This window comes from Brevibacillus borstelensis (assembly GCF_037834415.1).
In the GTDB taxonomy this organism is placed as follows: Bacteria; Bacillota; Bacilli; order Brevibacillales; family Brevibacillaceae; genus Brevibacillus; species Brevibacillus borstelensis_A.
This window is the reverse complement of sequence record NZ_JAUMSJ010000022.1, coordinates 26,044-46,470: the sequence shown is the minus strand read 5'-3', so window position 1 is coordinate 46,470 and position 20,427 is coordinate 26,044. Positions and strand designations below refer to the sequence as shown.

Annotated in this window: 21 protein-coding genes; 14 read left to right on the top strand and 7 right to left on the bottom strand. The window is 54.0% G+C overall.

The window, feature by feature from the left end:
* Positions 1–68: 68 nt before the first annotated feature.
* The 9 genes from Q3F21_RS17225 (at position 69) to Q3F21_RS17185 (ending at position 9,175) form a co-directional block, all read left to right on the top strand.
* Positions 69–920 (top strand): MurR/RpiR family transcriptional regulator, encoded by an 852-nt coding sequence (locus tag Q3F21_RS17225; RefSeq protein ID WP_340255582.1) that lies wholly within the window; start codon positions 69–71, stop codon positions 918–920.
* Between the two features lie 14 nt (positions 921–934).
* Positions 935–1,981, top strand: coding sequence for a serine hydrolase domain-containing protein (locus Q3F21_RS17220; RefSeq protein WP_340255579.1), 1,047 nt, complete (start codon positions 935–937; stop codon positions 1,979–1,981).
* A 41-nt stretch (positions 1,982–2,022) separates the two neighbouring features.
* On the top strand, positions 2,023–3,360 hold the full coding sequence (locus tag Q3F21_RS17215) for an ABC transporter substrate-binding protein (RefSeq protein WP_340255576.1): 1,338 nt from the start codon (positions 2,023–2,025) through the stop codon (positions 3,358–3,360).
* A gap of 77 nt (positions 3,361–3,437) precedes the next feature.
* Positions 3,438–4,385: a carbohydrate ABC transporter permease gene (locus Q3F21_RS17210; RefSeq protein ID WP_340255573.1), complete on the top strand. Its 948-nt coding sequence runs from the start codon at positions 3,438–3,440 to the stop codon at positions 4,383–4,385.
* A gap of 80 nt (positions 4,386–4,465) precedes the next feature.
* Positions 4,466–5,290 carry a carbohydrate ABC transporter permease gene (locus Q3F21_RS17205; protein ID WP_340255570.1) on the top strand — a complete coding sequence of 275 codons (825 nt, stop codon included), beginning with the start codon at positions 4,466–4,468 and terminating at the stop codon, positions 5,288–5,290.
* Positions 5,277–6,263, top strand: a complete 987-nt coding sequence (locus tag Q3F21_RS17200; RefSeq protein WP_340255567.1) for an N-acetylglucosamine kinase — start codon at positions 5,277–5,279, stop codon at positions 6,261–6,263. The genes Q3F21_RS17205 and Q3F21_RS17200 overlap by 14 nt, the downstream gene beginning before the upstream one ends.
* Entirely contained in the window at positions 6,256–7,158 is a 903-nt protein-coding gene (gene murQ / locus Q3F21_RS17195) for an N-acetylmuramic acid 6-phosphate etherase (RefSeq protein ID WP_340255564.1), read from the top strand. The genes Q3F21_RS17200 and murQ overlap by 8 nt, the downstream gene beginning before the upstream one ends.
* A gap of 338 nt (positions 7,159–7,496) precedes the next feature.
* Complete coding sequence (locus Q3F21_RS17190) at positions 7,497–7,829, top strand: DUF3870 domain-containing protein (protein WP_340255560.1); 333 nt, start codon at positions 7,497–7,499, stop codon at positions 7,827–7,829.
* Between the two features lie 59 nt (positions 7,830–7,888).
* A complete protein-coding gene (locus tag Q3F21_RS17185; RefSeq protein WP_340255557.1) occupies positions 7,889–9,175 on the top strand; it encodes a diguanylate cyclase in 1,287 nt (428 codons plus the stop codon).
* On the opposite strand, the gene nhaC is transcribed toward Q3F21_RS17185, so the two are convergent.
* On the bottom strand, positions 9,103–10,449 hold the full coding sequence (nhaC, locus tag Q3F21_RS17180; protein ID WP_340255554.1) for a Na+/H+ antiporter NhaC: 1,347 nt from the start codon (positions 10,447–10,449) through the stop codon (positions 9,103–9,105). The genes Q3F21_RS17185 and nhaC overlap by 73 nt on opposite strands.
* Before the next feature lie 409 nt (positions 10,450–10,858).
* On the opposite strand from nhaC, the gene Q3F21_RS17175 reads away from it, so the two are divergent.
* Positions 10,859–11,272 (top strand): VOC family protein, encoded by a 414-nt coding sequence (locus tag Q3F21_RS17175; protein ID WP_340255681.1) that lies wholly within the window; start codon positions 10,859–10,861, stop codon positions 11,270–11,272.
* A gap of 180 nt (positions 11,273–11,452) precedes the next feature.
* On the opposite strand, the gene Q3F21_RS17170 is transcribed toward Q3F21_RS17175, so the two are convergent.
* On the bottom strand, positions 11,453–12,403 hold the full coding sequence (locus Q3F21_RS17170; protein WP_340255551.1) for a cation diffusion facilitator family transporter: 951 nt from the start codon (positions 12,401–12,403) through the stop codon (positions 11,453–11,455).
* A gap of 289 nt (positions 12,404–12,692) precedes the next feature.
* Here Q3F21_RS17170 and Q3F21_RS17165 point away from each other — a divergent pair, with 289 nt between their 5' ends.
* From Q3F21_RS17165 to Q3F21_RS17150, 4 genes are all read left to right on the top strand, one after another.
* Positions 12,693–13,616 carry an NAD(P)/FAD-dependent oxidoreductase gene (locus Q3F21_RS17165; protein WP_340255548.1) on the top strand — a complete coding sequence of 308 codons (924 nt, stop codon included), beginning with the start codon at positions 12,693–12,695 and terminating at the stop codon, positions 13,614–13,616.
* Between the two features lie 22 nt (positions 13,617–13,638).
* On the top strand, positions 13,639–13,884 hold the full coding sequence (locus Q3F21_RS17160) for a glutaredoxin family protein (protein WP_340255545.1): 246 nt from the start codon (positions 13,639–13,641) through the stop codon (positions 13,882–13,884).
* A gap of 38 nt (positions 13,885–13,922) precedes the next feature.
* Positions 13,923–14,471 carry a peroxiredoxin gene (locus Q3F21_RS17155; RefSeq protein WP_340255542.1) on the top strand — a complete coding sequence of 183 codons (549 nt, stop codon included), beginning with the start codon at positions 13,923–13,925 and terminating at the stop codon, positions 14,469–14,471.
* Between the two features lie 131 nt (positions 14,472–14,602).
* On the top strand, positions 14,603–15,169 hold the full coding sequence (locus Q3F21_RS17150; RefSeq protein WP_340255539.1) for a hypothetical protein: 567 nt from the start codon (positions 14,603–14,605) through the stop codon (positions 15,167–15,169).
* A 57-nt stretch (positions 15,170–15,226) separates the two neighbouring features.
* Here the strand turns inward: Q3F21_RS17150 and Q3F21_RS17145 are convergent, their stop codons facing one another.
* The 5 genes from Q3F21_RS17145 to Q3F21_RS17125 form a co-directional block, all read right to left on the bottom strand.
* Positions 15,227–15,940, bottom strand: a complete 714-nt coding sequence (locus tag Q3F21_RS17145) for a hypothetical protein (protein ID WP_340255536.1) — start codon at positions 15,938–15,940, stop codon at positions 15,227–15,229.
* A 193-nt stretch (positions 15,941–16,133) separates the two neighbouring features.
* Complete coding sequence (locus Q3F21_RS17140; RefSeq protein WP_340255533.1) at positions 16,134–16,604, bottom strand: GNAT family N-acetyltransferase; 471 nt, start codon at positions 16,602–16,604, stop codon at positions 16,134–16,136.
* Positions 16,601–17,923 (bottom strand): YheC/YheD family protein, encoded by a 1,323-nt coding sequence (locus Q3F21_RS17135; protein ID WP_340255530.1) that lies wholly within the window; start codon positions 17,921–17,923, stop codon positions 16,601–16,603. Before Q3F21_RS17135 ends, Q3F21_RS17140 begins: the two co-directional genes overlap by 4 nt.
* A 38-nt stretch (positions 17,924–17,961) precedes the next feature.
* Entirely contained in the window at positions 17,962–19,332 is a 1,371-nt protein-coding gene (locus tag Q3F21_RS17130; RefSeq protein ID WP_340255528.1) for a YheC/YheD family protein, read from the bottom strand.
* Positions 19,333–19,347: 15 nt separating this feature from the next.
* A complete protein-coding gene (locus tag Q3F21_RS17125; RefSeq protein ID WP_340255525.1) occupies positions 19,348–20,427 on the bottom strand; it encodes a YheC/YheD family protein in 1,080 nt (359 codons plus the stop codon).

The window sequence follows — 20,427 nt, the reverse complement described above, 5'->3', positions numbered from 1 at the left end:
GGCTAATTGACGATGGAAATAAAATTTCATACAATGTAGGTAAGATTTGGTAAAAGGTCGGTGTGAGCATGTTACACGGAGGTCTTGTCAGTTTGCAGGCCATTTTGGAGGATTTGAAGCCATCCGAACGGAAAGTCGCTGACTTTATTCTGGCTCACCCGGAAGAAGTGGTCAAGCTTTCGGTACAAAAGCTGGCAGAGCTGAGCGGAGTTTCGGAAGCGACGATTATCCGGCTGGCTCGCTCACTCAATATGAAGGGCTATCAGGAGCTGAAACTTCGCATCGCCGGCGATCTGAACAAACAGACGGCGACGGGCAGCTATCAGGAAATCATGATGGAAGGCACTGTGGATTCGATCATGCAGGCGGTCAGCTGGAACAATATCCAGTCGATCCAGGATACGCTGTCCGTGCTGTCGGGAGAAGAGGTTGCCAGAGCCGCCGAAGCGCTGGCCAAAGCCCGCAAGATCGACGTGTACGGAGTAGGGGCGTCTGCGGTCATTGCCGCCGATATTCGGCAAAAGTTTTCTCGTATCAACCTGTGGTGTGAGGCGTACTCCGATTTTCACGCGCAGCTGACATCGGCTGTCACGCTGTCGGAGAAGGACGTGGCCTTCGGGATTTCCTATTCGGGTCAGACGGAAGACATCATCCAATCGCTCACGGAGGCCAAGCAGCAGGGAGCGACGATCATTACGCTGACGAAATTCGGTCCCTCGCCCGTCGCGGAGCTGGCCGACATCCGGCTGTTCACCAGCTCGGTGGAAAAAAGCATCCGCAGCGGCGCCATGGCGTCACGCATCGCTCAGTTGAATGTGATTGATATTCTGTTTATTACGCTGGTCAGCAGACAGCAGGAAGAAGTCATTCCATTACTGGAAAAGACACGGCTGGCTGTCAGCCGGACCAAGCGGTCGTGAGAGGGGGGCGAAGGATGGAAGCTGTAAAACAAATGCTGCAGACGTGGGTACAGGAAGGACTCTTGCCGGGCGCTTCATTGCGCGTCGTGCAAAAGGGACGAGTGATTCTCGCCGCGGATGTCGGCAAGACCAGCTGTACGGCGGAAGGACATCCCGTTTCGCCGGATACGCTGTTCGACCTGGCGTCTCTCACCAAGGTGACCGCCACGCTGCCTGCCGTCCTGCTGTTGCTGCAGGAAGGCCTGCTTCGCGAAAACGACCCGCTTTCCCGCTTCTTCCCGGATTGCCCGGAAGAGAAGAGGGGGATTACGATCGCCCAGCTCTTGACGCATACTTCGGGATTACCCGCAGACCTTGCGGAGCGAAGCCGGGACGGTTCCATCGCATTGCCTGGCCAGCTGTACAAGATTCCCTTGGCAAACGCTCCGGGAGAGCGGGTCGTGTACAGCGACATCGGCATGATCTGGCTCGGACTGTTGATCGAAAAAGTCACCCATGAGTCTTTTGACCAGTTTCTGGAGAGAAGGCTGTGGACGCCTCTCGAGATGAAACAGACTTGTTTCCGTCCTTATGGCGATTTTTTTCCGAATATTGCGTCTACGGAGTATTGCCATCTTGCAAATCGTTACATCACAGGTGAGGTTCATGACGAGAAAGCGTTTGTCATGGGCGGAGTAGCAGGCCACGCCGGTCTGTTCTCGACAGCGGATGACCTCTGCCGGTACGCACAGATGTGGATGACCGGAACACCCCCGCTCCTCTCCGAGGAAACCAGAAAACAAGCAATCCGTTGCCATACGCAAGGCAAGGGAGGCAGCAGAGGTTTCGGCTGGGAGATAAACGGTCATGAGGGCAATAACAGCTGCGGCTCCGGCTTTTCTCGCTCTAGCTTCGGGCACACGGGATTTACCGGAACGAGTCTCTGGATCGATCCGGAGCAGGAGCTGGCTGTCATCTTTTTGACCAATGCCGTTCATTTGGGACGGGACCACAGCTTGCGCAGGCTTCGGCCGATCTTACATGACGCAGTCACGGCTCAACTCAAAAAGAGCCTGGCCTGATCATGCAAAAAGCCAAAAGGGAAAAAGGGGGATGAGACAGGATGAGAAGGTCTGGATCGCACGTATTTGTTTCTGCAATGCTGACTGTGCTGCTTGTGCTTGCCGGTTGCAGCGGCGGGACGAATCCCGCATCGCCGGGAGACGGGCAGAACGGAGGACAGACTGGCAGTCCGGGTGGGAGCGCTGGCGGCGGCAGTTCCGGCGGCGGGGCGGAGCAAGTGACGCTGTCGATGCACAGCTGGCGTGTGGAGGACGCCGAGGGCTACAAAAAAATCATTCAAGCCTTCGAAGCGGAGAACCCAGGCATCAAGATCGACTTCAAGCCGTTCAAGGCAACGGAGTACAACACCATTCTCAACACCGCGCTGCAAAGCGACAGCGGACCTGATGTTTTGCAGCTTCGCCCGTACGCTCCCGGAATTTCGCTCGCCGAAGCAGGCCATCTGGAGCCGCTGGATCAATTGCCGGGCATCCAGAACTTTTCCAAGGACGTTCTTGCGGCAGCCACCGGAAAAGACGGAAAAGTGTACGGCGTCCCCCTCTCTCTCAATTCAACGCAAATTTATTACAACAAGAGGCTGTTTGAACAGAACGGCTTGAAAGAACCGAAGTCCTGGGATGAACTGATCGCAGTGGCCAAGACGTTGAAAGACAAAGGCATAGTGCCGTTTGCCTTTGGAGCCAAAGAGGGCTGGCTGCTCTCGCTCAGCCATGGCGTCATCGCTCCCGGTGCGTACAATGGCAATGCTTTCGTCAGTAAAATCCTGAATGGGGAAGCTGATTTTACAAGTCCCGAGTTCGTAAAATCCATCCAGCGGGCGCAGGAGCTGATCCCTTATTTCCCGGAAAATTTTGTTGGACTTGATTTGAATGACACGCGGACGATGTTTTTCACCGAGAAAGCGGCTATGTTCATCAACGGCAGCTTTGAGCTGGAGGGCTTGCAAAAAATGAATCCCGATCTGCCGCTTGACTTCTTCCCGATGCCGACGGATGACGGAAAAGCCGTGTTGACTACGTGGGTAGACGGTTCCTACGCGGTCAATGCAAAGTCCAAGCATAAACAGGAAGCGCTCAAGTTTCTCGAGTTTATGGCCAGCAAAAAGTTTGGCGAGCTGTTCGCCAATCAGTTTAAACGCATCAGTGCCATTCCCGGGGTCGTGACAAGCGATCCGCTCGTCAACAAAATGGCGGAGCTGTCAGCGAGCAGCTCGACGCCATACCTGATGGTCGTCCACTTTGCGGAAGGAAATCCGACGACCAAGCAAACGCTTGAAAACTCGCTGCAGGGCATGTATTTGAACAAGCTGACGCCGGAGCAGGTGAGCCAGGAGGTCCAGAAATCGGCAGCGATCTGGTTCCCCCGATTCAAGAAGTAGCAAGCAGAATTGATCCAGGCGGAAGAGGGGCAGAGCTCTCGCCCTTTTGCCGCCGCGATACAGGGGGGGTGGTTGTCATGGGCGTACCCGAGCGGCAACAGATACAGCCAAAAAGGAAAGCAAAGCCTCGCTGGCTTCTGCACCTGTTCCCCCTCCCCGCTCTCATACTGTATACGCTGTTTGTCATCTATCCGATCCTTTCGGCCTTTACATACAGCATGTACGAGTGGAAAGGGATAGCCCGGGGAGCGTTTGTCGGCCTGCAAAATTTCCTGACGCTGTTTCAGGTGGAGCCGTTCAATAAGCTGTTTTGGAATGCCTTCGGACATAACGTCATCTATTTTCTCGTCGAAATGGTGGTGCAGAATGGAATCGCTTTTGTCCTCGCCTTTTTGATTTACCGAAAAATACGCGGAGCAGGCTTCCTCAAGGCAGCGTACTTCATGCCGCGGCTGCTTTCGGTTATCGTGGTTGGGTTTTTGTGGAAATTGATTTTAAACCCCAACTATGGTGCGCTCAATACGCTGCTCGGAAAGCTGGGCCTAGAGGAGTGGGCCAAACCGTGGCTGGGTGACCCCGACACGGCGCTGCTGGCGATTATTTTGGTCAATTGCTGGTTTGGGATCGGTTTCGCTGTCCTGATTTTCCTCGCGGGCCTGCAATCCATTCCGGAGGAGTTGATAGAGGCGGCAAGGCTGGACGGGGCCAAGGGGCTCACCATGCTTTCTCGCATCATTTTGCCGCTGGTCATGCCGTCGCTCACGATCATGACGATATTTACGTTTATCCAGGCGTTCGAGGCGTTCGAGCTTGTTTACGCGATGCAGGGCTCGATGGGGGAGCCGTTCCACTCCACCGATACGCTCGCGGTGTACTTCTACCGGCTCGCCTTCAGCGGTTCGGGGGGAGCGGGGGATGTATCCATCGGACTTGGCTCCGCATTGGCCGTTGTGCTGTTCTTCATCGTCGCTTCCGTATCGGCGCTCTCGCTCAAAGCGATGCGGAAACGGGAAGTCCAGCACTGACCCAAGGCAATGCGGACGACAGCTTGTATCGATCTGAAAAGGCATGACCCTGGTAGGCTATCCAAAAGGAGGAGAGCGGGATGAAAGCTGGCATCGGCAGACGCTCCCTGCAGTATCTTTTCGCTTATGTTTTCGTGCTTGTCGCCCTCTACCCCATCGTGCTCATGGTCAGTTCATCATTGAAATCAAACGCGGAGATTTTCACAAGCCCGCTGGCGCTGCCAAAGACGTTTGGCCTGGACACGTACAGGAAGCTGTGGGAGGTAGTCCCCTTCGCTGATTTTCTCTTGAACAGCATAATGGTCAGCGTCACGTCAGTGCTCCTGATCACAGTCACTTCTTCGATGGCCGCTTTTTATCTGGCTCGCTTTTCGCATAAGTGGACGGGTCTGCTCTACTTCTACTTTTTGATTGGGCTGATGGTCCCGGTCAAGCTGGGAATCGTCCCGCTCTTTTTGCTGATGAAAAAGCTCGGCCTGCTCAACTCGCTCTGGTCGCTGATTTTAATCTATACGGCCAGCGGCATCCCGATCTCCGTGTTTATTCTGACGGGTTTTTTTCGGACGCTGCCGGTGGAGCTGGAGGAGGCGGCAAGGATCGACGGCTGCAGCCACTTTCAGGTGTTTTGGCGAGTCCTGCTGCCGCTGATCCGTCCCGCTTTGGGAACTGTTGTAATCATTACCTTTATTCAGGCCTGGAATGACTTCTTTTTTCCGCTGATCTTTATTCAGGATGAAGCGCTGAAAACGATTCCCGTGGGGATGATGGTGCTCTTCGGCGAGTACGAGACGGACTGGAGTCTGTTGTTCGCCGGGTTGACGCTTTCTGCCTTGCCGATGATCGCGGTATTTCTGTTGGCGTCCAGGCAATTTATGGAAGGGTTGACGGCTGGTGCAGGTAAATAAAACGCGACGTTTGTTTATTGGAATCGATGGAGGCGGCAGTAAAACCAATGCCGCGATCTGCGATGAAACGGGAGAGATTGTCGGCCGAGCCGTCGGAGAGGGGACCAATCCGCTTTCCAGACCCTGGCCACAGGTCGAGGACACGATACGCAGGCTCGTGGACGAGCTGATCGTACAGGCAGGCGGCTGGGCAGATGATGTGGAGGCAATTTTTCTCGGATTAGCAGGTGCGGACAGACCAGAGGTGAAGGGCCGGATCGAGGATGCATTCGGGCCGGCGTGGGGAGGGCGGCTTCAGATCGACAATGACGCTGCGGGCGCCCTTTATTCCGGAACGTGGGGGGAGCCCGGCATCGTGTTGATCGCCGGAACCGGTTCGATCGCCTACGCGCTGACGGATACGGGAGCGCGTCATCGGGTAGGCGGCTGGGGATACCTGTTGGGCGACGAAGGCAGCGGCTACGATCTGGGCAGGCAGGCGGTCATCGCGGTATTGCGGGCATTTGACGGCCGCGGGGCACCGACGCTTTTGAGCGAGCTGGTGATCCGTCACTTTGAAGTCGACCGGCCGGACCAATTGATCGCCCGCTTGTACAGCTCGCCCAATCCCCGCAAGGATCTGGCAGAAGTAAGCGTCCTCGCTGAGAGGGCGGCAGAAGCCGGCGATGAAGCAGCGGCCCGCTGCGTCAATCAGGCTGCCCGGTCACTGCTGGAGCTGGCGGAAGCGTGCCGCAGCCAAACATCCGACAGCATGCCTGTCGTTCTGGCAGGCGGATTGCTGGCGGCAGATACGATGCTGAGAAGACAGCTTCTGGAGCTGGCCCGCTTTGATGTGATCATTCCGCGGGCCGCACCCGTATCGGGATGCTTGGCTGCAGCCTTGCTGCGGGCCGGACTGAAAATGGACGAGAAGATGAAAACGAGACTTGCAGGGAAACAAACAAACGGAGCAGAGGAGGACGCCCATGGGTGAAAACTTGCGCGAATTGACTACGGAAATGCGAAATCTGGCAAGTGAAGCGTTGGACCAGATGACCAGTCTGGAGATTGTGGCACTGATGAATGAAGAGGACAAGAAGGTAGCGCATGCCGTCGAGCAGGTTTTGCCGCAGGTAGCACAGGCTGTCGATTTGATTTCGCGAGCGATGGAGGGCGGTGGACGGCTCTTCTATTTCGGCGCCGGTACGAGCGGGCGGTTGGGTGTGCTGGATGCTTCCGAATGCCCGCCGACGTTCGGCACCGATCCGCAGCTGGTCCGCGGGGTGATCGCCGGAGGGCCAAATGCGCTGGTGGAGGCGATCGAGGGAGCGGAGGATTCGACTGAACTGGGAAAAGAGGACGTGATGAGAAGCGGTGTCCGTCCGGGCGATGTAGTGGTGGGCATAGCCGCCAGCGGCAGGACTCCTTATGTCATCGGGGCGCTGGAGGAAGCAAAAGCGAGACAGGCTGTGACGATCTCCCTGTCCTGCAATCCTACTCCCGGCATCAGCCAGGGGGTAGACGTCTCGATCAACATCGTGGTCGGACCGGAGGTGGTGACCGGCTCTACTCGTTTGAAGGCGGGAACGGCAACGAAAATGGTGCTGAATATGCTGACCACGGCCAGCATGGTTCACCTCGGCAAGGTTTACGGCAATCTGATGGTCAATGTCCAGGCGACCAACCAGAAGCTAAAGGAGCGGGCCAAGCACATCGTCATGGAGGTGACCGGGGCCAGCTACGCGGAGGCGGAGCGTCTGATCACGCTCGCGGGTGGAGACGCCCGGGTAGCGATCGTGATGAAGCAAACGGGACTATTGGCAGAAGAGGCCCGGGAACGATTGAAGCTTGTCGGCGGAAAGCTTCGGCTGGCGATGGAAAACAGGTAGCAAAAAGGCTTGCATGCCTAAAGTAAAGAAGTTTTTAGTTTCGGGGCATCGATGGATGCCTCTTTTTTGTTCTCAGGAAAGCGGAGGTTTACGGAAAGCTTGACGGGCAAAGCTGCCCCCCGCAGAAGATTTCGCTTCAGAAACAGCTTTAGGGATGGCAAGAACAGAGGGAATAGGGTAATATTGGTTGTACTTAGTAGAAGAAAAAGCTGCAGGCTATTTCCAGTTTCCGGAGTAGCCGTTTTCTCGTCTCCCGGATGCGGGAACACGATTAGCAGAAGCCATCTGGCAGGCGGGAACACTCCCGGATACGGCGGTTTAAAGGGAGGAACAGGCAAATGACTGACTGGTCTCAAGCAAAAACCGTACTTACGGCAGGGTTCGCGCAAATTCCAAAAGGAACCACTTTGTACGAAGTATCCTCGGTGATCGGCTGCGTACTCATCATAGATATCGAGAAGGAAGTAATCTGTGACGCCAGCTTTACCTTTGTTATGGATAAGACCAGCGATTTTTTGGCCGGCTTGCTGCGCGGCAGGTCGGTTGCGGGCGGGATGACGGAGATTGCCCAAGTGGTTCAAGAACGTTTTCTGGGGCCGGGACAAGGTGCCGTATTGCAGGCGATAAGGGCTGCGGTCGAACGCTTTCAGGAGAGCAAAAAGCAGTCCTGATTCCGGATTCCAAAGCTGTCATTGAAAATGGATTGCCCGAGTGTACGAGGGGGTAGTGCATGGTAGAGAATGCGTGGTCAAGAGAAGAGTCCGTGAAGCGGTTGCTCGAGCGGTACAATCATTGGCTAAACCATATCGAGTCTGTCGACCGGGAGGAAGTATTCGCGATCTCGCGGGAGCTGGGCGGGATACTGGGTGTTTCGGAAGTGGAGCAGCACGAACAAATTCTGGAGAAAATTGTCAAACTAAATGAAAAAGTGGCACATTTGTCATGGCTATCCGAGCATTTAAAAATTTTGCATGACCTCAGCCATACCTTCTCCAGAAACTATGACGAGGAAGAGATAATCTGGAAGGCCTTTGAGTTGGTTTCGCGAGTGATGAGGACAGACGCTTTTTTGATCGCTCTCTATGAAGAAGGCGAAAGCGAGATCCAGATCCCGATCAGCATCGACTCCGGGGTCAATTACGGTCCGCTCACGCTGCCATACGGGGAAGGCATCATTTCCAAGGTGATCGCCACCCGGGAAACGGTTCATCTGCGAACGTCCCGGGACGAGACCGTAGGCGCCTCCGCTGTCCGCTGGGGCAATCCTGACAGCGACACAAACACGTGCATCTTTGTCCCTTTGATGCTGGGCAACCAGATGAAGGGGGTCATTTCCGCACAATCGTATCGGGCGTTTGCCTACAAGAAAGAGCATGAAGAATTGCTGAAAATCATCGGTTCTCAAGTAGCCAGCGCAGTGGAAACAGCCCGTCTGTACGACCGGATGTACCAGATGTCCTTCCGGGATGAATTGACGGGAATCCTGAATTACCGGGCTTTTCACCGCGATTTGGAGAAGCTTCTGGAAGAGAGGCGGTCAACTGTGACTCTGATCATGCTGGATTCGGATCATTTGAAAAAGGTGAACGACCAGTACGGCCATCACGTCGGTGACGAGTTGATCCGCCGCATCGCCGAGGCGCTGATGGTGAACGCGGGAGCCGGAGAGAGCGTCTACCGATATGCCGGAGACGAATTCATGCTGCTGGCTCCCGACGCTACCCTGCGCGATGCGGTGGACAAGGTGCTGGCAATCCGCGAGTATCTGGGCAAACACCCTCTGGTGTATCAAGGTCGGCCCATCCCGGCTACGGTCAGCGCGGGAATCGCGCTCTACCCCGATCATGCAGGCAGCGCCGACGGATTGAAACGGGCCGCAGACGAGGCGCTGTACCGTTCCAAAAAAAGGGGCAAAAACTGTGCGACAGTGTACGGAGCGGATGACTACCTCCTGATCCAGGCAAACAAAAACGTAAAGACCGGCGACAGCCAGAGGAACAGGGCGTACGGCAGATAATCCAGCGTGGCCACATGCAGGGTGGACGTGAAAAAGGCACCGCTTACGCCCCAGGGAATCAAGGGATTGATCAGCGTTCCGCAATCCTCCAGAGTACGGGAGAGCCTTGCACGAGAAATGCCCCTCGACTCAAAAGACTCCCGAAACATTTGTCCCGGCAGCAGGATGGAGAGGTATTGCTCGCCAGTCAAGCCATTCACAAGTAGCGAGGACGAGCCTGCCAAGGTAATGAGTCCGCCCGCATGCTTGAGCCGTTTGAGCAAACCGTCAAAGAGGGCATGAAAGACTCCGCTTCGCTGCAGGAGTCCGCCCAGCGAGAGGGCGATCAGGATCAGCGACAGCGACCACGTCATCGACATCAGGCCGCCGCGGTTCACGATCGAGCCGACGATCTCGTTGGAGAATTCGCGGTGAAATCCGTTTTGCATGACGGCAAGCCACGACAGCGGCGAGCGTTCTCCCTGAACAATGGCGGCTGTTGCGATCCCGCTGGCAATCCCGGCGACGAGCGTCGGCAGGATCGGTTTGCGCATGAGCGAGCAGCCGATCACGACCAAGGCGGGCAGCAGCGTAAAGACCGACAGCGTGAAGTGCTTCTCCAGCTCCGTTTGAATGAGCGAGATATTGGACAGATTCACAGCGTCCGGCTGGCCCTGAAAGGCAAAAAACAGAGCCGTCAGGGCGATGGCAGGCACGGTCGTTCTGGTCATGAAGCGGACATGCTCCATCAAAGGGACACCTGCCACAGCCGCAGAAAAATTCGTTGTGTCAGACAGCGGCGACATTTTGTCCCCAAAGCAGGCTCCCGAAATGACGGCACCAGCCGTAACAAGCGGGTCCATCCCCAGTGCAGTGGCTACCCCCATCAACGCTACGCCGACAGTGCTGACAGTCGTAAAGGAGCTCCCCGTGGCTGTCGAGACGAGAATCGTCAAAAACAGGGCGCTGACGGTAAAATACTCCGGCGAAATCAATGAAATCCCGTAATACAGAATGGTTGGCACCGTGCCGCTCATCATCCATACACCGATCAAAATGCCGATAAGCGACAGGATGAGCAGGGGAGCAACGGCCGATTGAACGCCTTTGATAATGCCCTCCTCCATCGCTTCCCAAGGTACTCCGAACAGGCGAATAAGGACCGCAGATACGATGAGAGCTGTCAGCAACGGCATATGAGGCTCTGCTTTTCCGAAGAAGAGCGCAGGAAACAACACGGCAAAGACGGCAAGCAAAACAATGAGACTCTGCCCGAAACGGATCGATTTGTTCATAGCGATAACAACTCCTACTTGTTCGCACAGTAGCTTTTTCGCGGCTATGCTTTTATGCTTTTTCGCTTTTTTGCGTTCAAGTGATAGAGGTACTTTAGCTTGAATCGTTTGATTCGTCAATGTTTTAGCCAGTATTCGAAATCGCAAAATTATTATGCAAACAAGCGGCGCTTTGTCAGCGGACGGACGAGCTTGGAGAAAAGCGCGCTTGTTTGCATGCGGCTTACAAACATAGCAATCGGTAAGAAATCAACCCAAGTGGCCCATGCTAGAATAAGACTATCTTATTCACGATGGGGCAGAAATAGTCAACCGACAGGCATATTTGCTTGATCAATGGAAGTATGGCCGCTGTCCGGCAATTGACTGTAGTGCGTCGGCTCCGAAAATTACAAAGAGGTGATCGATGATGGGACTTCAAGCAGAGAAAACATTTGTGAATTTACCGGTAAAGGATCTGAACAAATCCATCGACTTTTTTTCCAAAATCGGATTTGAGTTCAACCCCCAATTTACCGACGAGAAAGCAACCTGCATGATTATCAATGACAGCACTTTTGTCATGCTCCTGGTCGAGAGTTTTTTCCAGACGTTTACGAAAAAAGAGCTGGCCGACGCGACAAAAACGACAGAAGTCATCATGGCGTTGTCCGCTCAAAGCAGGGAACAGGTCGATGAGATCGTAAACAAAGCGCTTGAGGCCGGAGGGAAAGCTGCAAATGACCGGTTTGACCACGGCTTTATGTACGGCTGGAGCTTTCAGGATCTCGACGGCCATCTGTGGGAGGTCATGTACATGGAACAAGGCGGCGAAGCGGTTTAGACAGCAGCAGAAGAAAAGACGCAAGCGCTGGATGATCAAAAGCTATCGAAAAGATATGCAGTAGAATACAAGCAGGTACTGGCGCCAAACGGCACAAAAATACCGCCTTCCCCGGGAGAGGCGGTATTTTTCTTTCGCTTTTTTTTGCAAACAAGCTTGCTTTTGGCGTACATGCATGGATCAGGAAGAAAGCTGGCCCTCCCGCTGCTGCAGGAACATCTTGCCGTACTCGCCGTGGTCGTGGAACTGGGCGTGCTCTACCTGGATCGTGGAGTGATTGATGCCGTATTTGTTCTTCAGCGTCTCATTCACTGCCAAAATCACACAGAAGGGCTGAATGTCTTCGCGGACAAACACGTGGGCAGTGATCGAGTAATGATCGGTTGAAATCGCCCAAAGATGCATTTCGTGCACATCCTCGACACCTTCCACTTGAGCGATGTCTTGGCGGATTTCCTCGAGGTCAAACTTTTCCGGGACAGATTCCATAATGATCAGATACGACGCGCGGATAATCTTGGCTCCGCCGGTAAAGATGATGGCGCCGATCACCATGCTGATCAAAGGGTCAAACAAAGTGAAGCCGGTAAAGTAAATGATGATTGCGGACAGGATGACGCCGACAGAACTGAGCAAGTCCCCGATAAAATGCCACAGAGCGCTTTGGATGTTGAGATTTTCCTCTTCTTTTGAACTGCGGCTCAAAACGACGGTCAGAATGATATTGACGAGCAGGCCGATGGAAGCGATCGTCAGCATCAGCTTGAGGTCGACCTCCTGCGGTGAAATCATCCGCTTGATCCCCTCGATGAAGATTCCCACCGCGATGACGGCGAGTGCGGCCCCGTTGAGAAAGGAGGCGACGATTTCAAAACGGAGGTATCCAAAGGTGTAGCGGCTGTTCGGCTTCCGCGAAGCCATGTAGATGGCGGTCATGCTCAGTGCGAGCGCCAGGACGTCGGAGATCATATGAGCGGAGTCCGACAGGAGAGCCAGCGAGTTGGAAAGCAGTCCGCCAATGATCTCTACGATGGTAAAGAACAGGGTAATAAACAGCGTGATCCAGAGCGTTTTCTTGGACGTCTGCTGGTCCTTGACGTGATCGAGGTGATGATAATCCATGTGTTTCATCGTCATTTCTTCCTCTCTTTTGTGAAATGAGAAACAGTTTCATCCTCTCTAAAGCGCGAAAGCTGCCATCTAGTGGCAGCGTTCGTTACCTGGATATATGTTTTGAGTGATTCAGAACAGTTTCCTACTTTCAAAAGTAATGCATCTTTTGCAAAGAAGCAAGAGCCATTTGCCCTTTGTTTAAAATTATTATAAAAAGATATTGACTTTTATCTTGTATCAAGTAAAATGATAACTGTTACTAGTTGATAATTATTATAAAATATCGAATCGTGAGGTGAATGCGTGCATGTACGATGTGATCATCATCGGCGGCGGACCGGCCGGAGCATCTGCAGCGATTTATACAGCGCGCGGCAACTTAAAGACACTGGTGATCGACAAAGCGCCCAATACGGGAGCCTTGGCGCTGACGCATAAAATCGCCAATTATCCGGGCGCGGAAGGCGAGATGACAGGAAAGCAGCTGCTCGATATCATGCGCAGGCAGGCGGAGAGCTTCGGTGCGACATTCCTGCAAACGACCATTACGGCTGTGGATGTGGAGGATGAAGTCAAAAGCATCTTCACCGCAGACGGTACATTTGAGGCGAAGGCAGTCATTGTGGCAACCGGGTCGAAGGGACGCAACCGCATGCTTCCCGGAGAAGAGCGGCTGCTCGGCAGGGGCATCAGCACGTGCGCTACGTGCGACGGCGCTTTTTACCAGGGAAAAACGGTCGCAGTGATCGGAGATTCCGAGGAAGCGCTGGAGGAAGCGCACGCACTGACCAAGTTTGCCGACAAGATTGTCTTCCTCGTGCCCCGATCGGAGCTTCAAGGGGTGGACGAAGTACCCGAACTCCCCAATACGGAATTTTTGTTTCGCACCCGCCCTGTTGAAATCGTCGGAGAACAGTCCGTCGAAGGCGTCCAGATCCGCCACGCGGACGGCAGGGAAGAGCTCGTCACTGTGGACGGAGTGTTTATTTTCCTCTCGGGAAGCAAGCCGGGAACGGATTTTCTCGAAGACCAGGTCCCGCTTGATAACGAAGGCTTTATGATTTTGGATGAATGTATGCAATCCGCCGTGCCGGGAGTTTTCGGCGCGGGAGAAGTTCGCAAGACGCCTGTCAAGCAAGCGGTGGTAGCCGCTGCCGACGGCGCAATCGCGGCTATGGCTGCAGACAGGTACATCAACAAACGCAGCAAGATCGTTCCCCAGTACAAATAAACGCGGCAAGGAGAGAATGAACATGGCGCAAGCAATCGTATATTCCAGCACAAACTGCGGTTTTTGCAAGCAACTGAAAACATATCTGGAAGAACAGAACATTTCCTACGATGAACGAAACATTGACGAGAATGAAACATACCGCGAGGAGCTCGCGCGTCTCGGGATGATGTCGGTTCCGTTGACGCTGATCGGCGACAAGCAGATCCTCGGATTCAATCCGAACCGGATCAAGAAAGCTTTGGCTGCGCTTGAAGCTGCCGAATAATCAGGAAAAGGCATCTAAAAAAGGAGGAGCGAAACATCATGAGCGATCACGTACAACTGCAAGTAGGAAAACCAGCGCCTGATTTTGATATGGCAACCACAAAAAATCTGGAGACGCTGGAAGAGCGCGCGACTTTGGCAGACTACAAAGGAAAGTGGCTGATCCTGTTCTTCTGGCCGTTTGACTTTACCTTTGTCTGCCCGACAGAAGTAACGTCGTTTAGCGACAATATCGCGGAGTTTGAGGAGCTGGATTGCGAAGTATTGGGCGTGTCCGTAGACAGTGTGCACACGCACCGCGCATGGATTCGCACCCCTCGCGACCAGCAAGGCATTGGAGAAGTAAACTTCCCGCTTGCCAGCGACATCACCAAAAAGACGGCGAAAGCTTACGGCGTTCTGGATGAAGAGACAGGCGCCGCACACCGTGGACTGTTTATCATCGATCCGGAAGGCATTCTCCGCTACCAGGTGGTTACCGACATGAACGTCGGCCGCAGCGTCGACGAAACGCTCCGCATCCTGCAAGCTTTGCAGGCAGGCGGCCTTTGCCCGGCAAACTGGAAGCCTGGCATGAAAACATTGTAAGCAGCACCCGCTTGCAGAAAAGAAACTGCCCGCTGACCGCCATCAGCGGGCTTTTTCTCTTTTCGCCGGCTGAGGTAGAATGGGAAGAGAAAGCACTCAGCGAGTAAAGGAAGAGAAGAGGCGAGCTGTTTATGCGGGATGTAAAAAACCGGTACGGGGGGTTGCCGCCGCGTACACCGGAGATGCTCTACAACATTGTGCGCAAGTTTTACCGGGGAGCGGTTAATCACTACGAGCTGATTCAGGAGAAGAAAGCGGACGTGAAGCGGGCGCTTGCTGAATGGACAGGCGCGCGGGAAGACGAGTGGCAAGAGCGGCAGCAGGAGGTCAACAAGGCGTTGACAACACTTTTTTTGGAGTTTCACTTTTATGTGACGTGCTGGCTGCAAATCGAGATGGCGCTGTACCGTCTGGCCCGAAGCGATGAAAGACACGCGCGGATCATGGAACGCTTTCGCGATGTGCTGGGGACGCATGTGAACGTCCGCCATCACCTCGATCAAACGGAGCAATGCGTGGAGGCTCAATGGGAAGGCGATTCAAATAAGCAGAGACTGCCAGGGGCCGAGCGGGATTTGTACCGGTTTGGCGAGACGCTTTTTACAGTGGACCAGCAAAGCTTGGATAGCTTGCACGGCCTGTACGACGCTATCATGGCAGTCCGCAATGAGGGGGTGCCAGATCAGCGTCATCCGTAAAAAACAAGACCGTCGGATTTCAGAATCCTGACGGTCTTGTTCGCTATGCGCCTTCCTTTAGAAGCCGCTGTAGATGGAGCCGACAAAGGGAGCTTGCTGGCCGGCGTTGAGTGCGCGTACTTCCTGCACGTTTGTGCCTGCAAAGCCAGGCTGGAACACGGCTTGCGCACTGCCGCCAAATGGAGCGCCGTAGGATTGCTGCGGTTGCGCCTGCATGCCGAAGCCACCGATCGAGGAGTAGCCTGGTTGATTCAACTGGCGTACTTCCTGCGGGTTTGTTCCGGCGAAGCCGGGAGAGAAGATGCTGCCGACGCTGCCCGCGACGGGAGCGGCAAACCCTGTGTAAGCATTGGTGAAGCCTCCGCTGTAAGCGGTGTTATTGCGGGCTTGTACTTCTTGTACATTGGTCCCTGCGAAGCCGGGAGAGAAGACTGCCTGTGCAGATCCGGCGAATGGCTGGTATCCTGCTTGGGCTTGAGGATAGCCAAATGAAGCTTGCTGAAAACCGGCACCGGGCGCAAAGGATGCATAACCGGGTTGGTTTTGTTGACGTACTTCTTGTGGATTGGTGCCGGCAAATCCAGGCTGGAACACCGCTTGTGCTCCGCCAAAACCGCTTGCTCCGTATGTAGATACCGCCGGTGCGTGCCCGCCTTGATTCCAGTAGCGGACCTCTTGAACATTCGTTCCGGCAAATCCAGGGTGGAACACGGCGTTGACAGAGCTGGAAAGAGGAATTTGATTTGTTGGAAAGTAATTTTGATAGGTCATTTTGACCACCTCCATTATCTATATTTTCCAAGGTTTAGAAGCTGATTCATCAAACCTCGTTAAAAGAGAATTCACACTAGTACCGTTTGTGGAAAAACAGTGCGGGAATTTGCCGCTAAACGAAAAAAAGCCCGCCCAAGCGTACCGGTCAAAGGAAGCGGCAAACTTGGGAGAGCGCGGGAGAAAAGGGGGATTAGCCCGCAGACACCTGCAAATCATCGGGAGTCCATTGACCGTAAGCGAGCCAGAGAGTCGGCTTGCCTGTAGTGCTGATGCTTGCTTTGACGGGTTCAAATCCGAGACTTTTAAACAAAGCAAGACTCGATACGTTGTCGATAGCAATCCTGACGTACAGTTTGGGCAGCAGACCGCACATTCGGGCTGCCATGGCTTTGCCGATACCTTGCCCGCGCCTCCGCCTGTCGACGACGAGGCAAGAGTGAGCCAGACCACACTCAGAGATCGCGAACAAACCGACCAGACGCCTTCCTTCGACCGCTGCAAGCAGGATGGCTTCCTGGTTTTTCATCTCTTCCGGAGATAATTCCGCCAGCCAGTCTCGCGATTCTTTCGTAATCCGGCGGTCTCCCTCCAACCTTACAAAGCGAAGCAAGGTGGATTTGATCGATGGCAAGGTTATGGGAGACACTTTGATCACTTTCATCCCAAGCTACCCGAAGCAAGCTCCCGATCGCTTTGGAGCCGGGAGACGTATTGCGAGTAGTGGATGAGATTGGAGAGGGAGGTCCGGCGAATCGTCGGTTCGTCGAATTTTTCCGGCTTGGCATTGGCTTCAAACAACCAGAGCCGTCCTTCCCTCGTCAACCCCATATCCATCGACATTTCGGCAAGCCCTTCTATCGCATCGTTCAAAGCGGAGGCAACCGTCAAGGCAGTCTCTTTAATTCTGCTTTCGATCTTCGCGGCATCATCCTTGAAGATTGCCCGCAGGACGGTTCCCACAGAGTGGATCGAACCGCCGCGCGGGACGTGGGTCGTAATGCTCTGAATACCGGCACGGCGAATGCCAATGCCAGTCACTCCCCACTCCCCTTTTCCGTTTTTCTGGACCAAAATACGAACGTCAAATGGCTTTTTCATGTACAGTGCCCGCTGGATTCCCTGCTGCATGATGTAGCGCTTGCCTTTCGTGTGTCCTTTTACGTATCGCCAAACGCCGTCGAGGGTGGAAAATTGGCGCGTGACCGCTTTTTGCTCCTTGAGCCGCTGCACGAGCCAGTAGTCTTTTTTGTGTTCCACCCGCATGATTCCCTCTCCCGCTTTGCCCAGCACCGGCTTCAGATACACAAAGTGATGCTGGTTGCAAAACAGACGAAAGCGTTGGAGCGAATCCAGTTTCTTTGTCTCCGGCAGAAACGGCGTTACCTCCGTGTAGTCGCTCAATGTTTGAAACAGCTTTTGCTTATCGAAAAAGCAGCGATTGAACAACGTCACATTTTGCAGACTATCGATTTGGTTCAATGTTTCCTGCACATCCGGGCGTTTTTCCGCTTTGCGTGAAGGGATGCGGTTGTACACGACATGGGGAAAGGGAAGAACGGCCTCGAGCCATTGATCTTGCTGTTCATCGTAGAGGAAGCCGCGGATGCTTTTTTTGTCCCAATTGATGCTTTGCGGCGTGAAAACGTAGACGAGTGCCCCAAGCTTTTGGCCAGCGAGAGCAATGTCCTTGAAATTTTCTCGATTGCCCAAAAAGTGTTGACCGTTTCCCACAGTCAATATCCCGATCAACGGGCCCAGCTTCAGGTTGTCATTTACTGTTTTCCAGTTGATCCGGGTGCGAACGCGGCCAGGTTGTCGTTTGGGGAGGCCAATGTACACCCGTTTGGGAGTATCAAAAGGTCCCAGAATGGAATACAGCTTTTTTTGTCCACGCAGGGTGTGTTGATTTCGACGCGGTATTTGCAAAAACCAACGGCCGCCGGGGAAGATGGTCAACCACCCGGAGCGCAGTTGAGGCATGGGTGTTCCTCCTTCCTGTACGGTGGTTCGGTCGTCTGTTAAAAGTTGGCAAGATAGCAGCTGTAGTCGACAAGCAAGCTCCGCGATTCGATATCTGCTTGTTTGAGACGGGCATGCTTAAAGATCGAGCGTCCGGGCTTCGAGTTGGCTTCGAACATCCAAACATGTCCGTGAGTGTCGATTCCCATATCGAGACCCAGCTCGCCGAGATCCATTCCTTTTGCCTGCTCGATGGCGGTGGCCAGGCGAATCGCCGCCTGAGAGATGCGGTCTGTCATCAGGGCTTTCTGCTTGCCGAATAAATAGCTTAGCAATTCGTCACCGGGAATTACGGTTCCACCCGTACGGACGTGAGTAGTGACGCTGCCTGATCCGGCTACTTTTGCAGCCATGCAGGAGACGACCCATTCGTTTTGCAGATTTTTATGCAGATGGACCCGGAAATCGAAGGGACGGCCGTGGTACGTCAGCAGCGATATTCCCTGCTGGGCCAGATACGCGTTAACCCGGCGGGTCCGAAAGACGTGCTGGTACAGAGCAGGCAGCTTGGAAAAGCGGCGTTTCACATTGCCGCTCCCGTTGTGGTAGGACACTTCATAGCCATTCCCGGAGTGGACAATTTTGACGATGCCGTAGCCCAGACTGCCGTTTATCGGTTTGAGATAGACGGTCGGATACTTTCGCAGCAGCGAGCGGACGGTGAGCAAAGAAGGGGACGAATACGTCTCAGGGATGAATTCGTTTACCTCCGGGTTGGGATAGAGGAGCTGATGGACGCCCCATTTGTTGAAAAATCCCTGGTTGAACATCGGCGTTGAATAATTGGCCAATTTCAACTTGAATTCCTGGACGGCCGCATGGCGCTCGGCTGTTCGCGAAGGTATGCGGTCGTAGACGACATCGGGCAGAGCGGTATTCATCTTTTTCCAGACGTACCCGCCTTGCTTGCTCGGTTGCAGGAACCAGGCATTTACGCGATTGCTCTCCCAATCGACGTCATTCGGAGCGAAAATGAAGTAGAAGACGCCTTTTCCTTCCTGGGCCTGGAGCAGTTTCTCAAAAAATGACGTGCGCTGGCCGATCGGCTGGCGAGCGTTCTGTTTGAGACCTGTAGTGACGATACCGATTGCGGGACCAATCCGCAGGGTTTCTCCTTCCTTTTTCAACTGAATCAGACCACCGTGCGGAATGCCCAAATTCGTTTTCAGCATGCTGGTTACTTTGACAACATTGCCTTCTTGATTACGACGGTCTTGATAAATGGTAGCCACCACTTCCCGTTTCCCCAGAGAAATCTTGACTTTTTGCCGTGGCCGAAGCTGCAATTTCGAAACAAGCACAGATGGCAGGATAATGCCGGATACATGGGGATAGGACAGGAAGCGGAGCCGCACTCTGATCGATTCCATGCTTATGTTTACCTCCTACGCATGTTTCATAAGATAACGGGCGTAGCGGACCGGCTGAGTGATGGAATGAAGCCTGGCCTTGGGATCATCAATCATTCGGAAAACCGTACGCCCCGGCCTGCTGTTTACTTCGATGATCCAGATATTTCCAGATGTATCGATGCCGACGTCGATCCCAAGCTCGACCAGCCGGCCGTGTTCAAGCTCCAAAAAGGGAGGCAGTTCCGCTACCAGCTGGTCGAGCTGCGTTTGAATCTTGCTTCTGGTCTTTTCGGAAAAATGTTTGGCGAGAAAGACCGACAGCGAGGCTGCCTTCCCTCCTCCGTGCAAATTGGACGTAATGCTTTTCTTGTTTCCCAGGCGGACAGCTTTTCCCGTCGTTTCCCATTCACCCCTTCCGTTTTTTTGAACCAGCACGCGAACATCAAACGGCGTGCCGTCCGGTGTATGCAGGGAGAGATAAGGCTGGACGAGAAAGGTACGTCCGCCGATAAAACCAGTCAAATACGTGTTTAGTGCATTTGGGGTGCGGATGGTTCTGGAAAATGGCTCATTTTCTCGATTACGGCCCGTGAGGTGGTAACCGTCTGCCGTCCGGTCGATCCGCACGACGCCGATTCCATGCGTGCCGGCGATTGGCTTGATGATGGCCGAGCCGTGACGCTGAAGTGTCTGCTGAAGCTTGGGAAAGGAAAAGATGCTCGTCGGCGGAAGCCATTTTGCAAGCAGAGGGGATTTGACCAGCATCTGATGCACTTGCCATTTTCCTGACAGCCCATGCCCCAAAAACGTGATGGACGGATCGTTTTGCAACTTCTCTACGAATGGTTTATAGTGGCGGTAGGCAGGACAGACAAAGCAGCGGTCATAGATATAGCCGGGCAGCGGAAACGTTCCGCTTTGCCAGCTGCCGCCGCGGTATTCAAATCCAGACACCGTGCGGGTGGAAAAATCCACCTCGCGCGGAGAGAAGACGATTACCTGGATACCGGCTTTTCGGCCGGTCAACGTTAATTTTTTGTAATATCCTTTTTCAAGAAAGGAAGAGCCGCGGCAAATCGTGATGATGCCCAGGCTTTTTTGGTTTGCCAACAT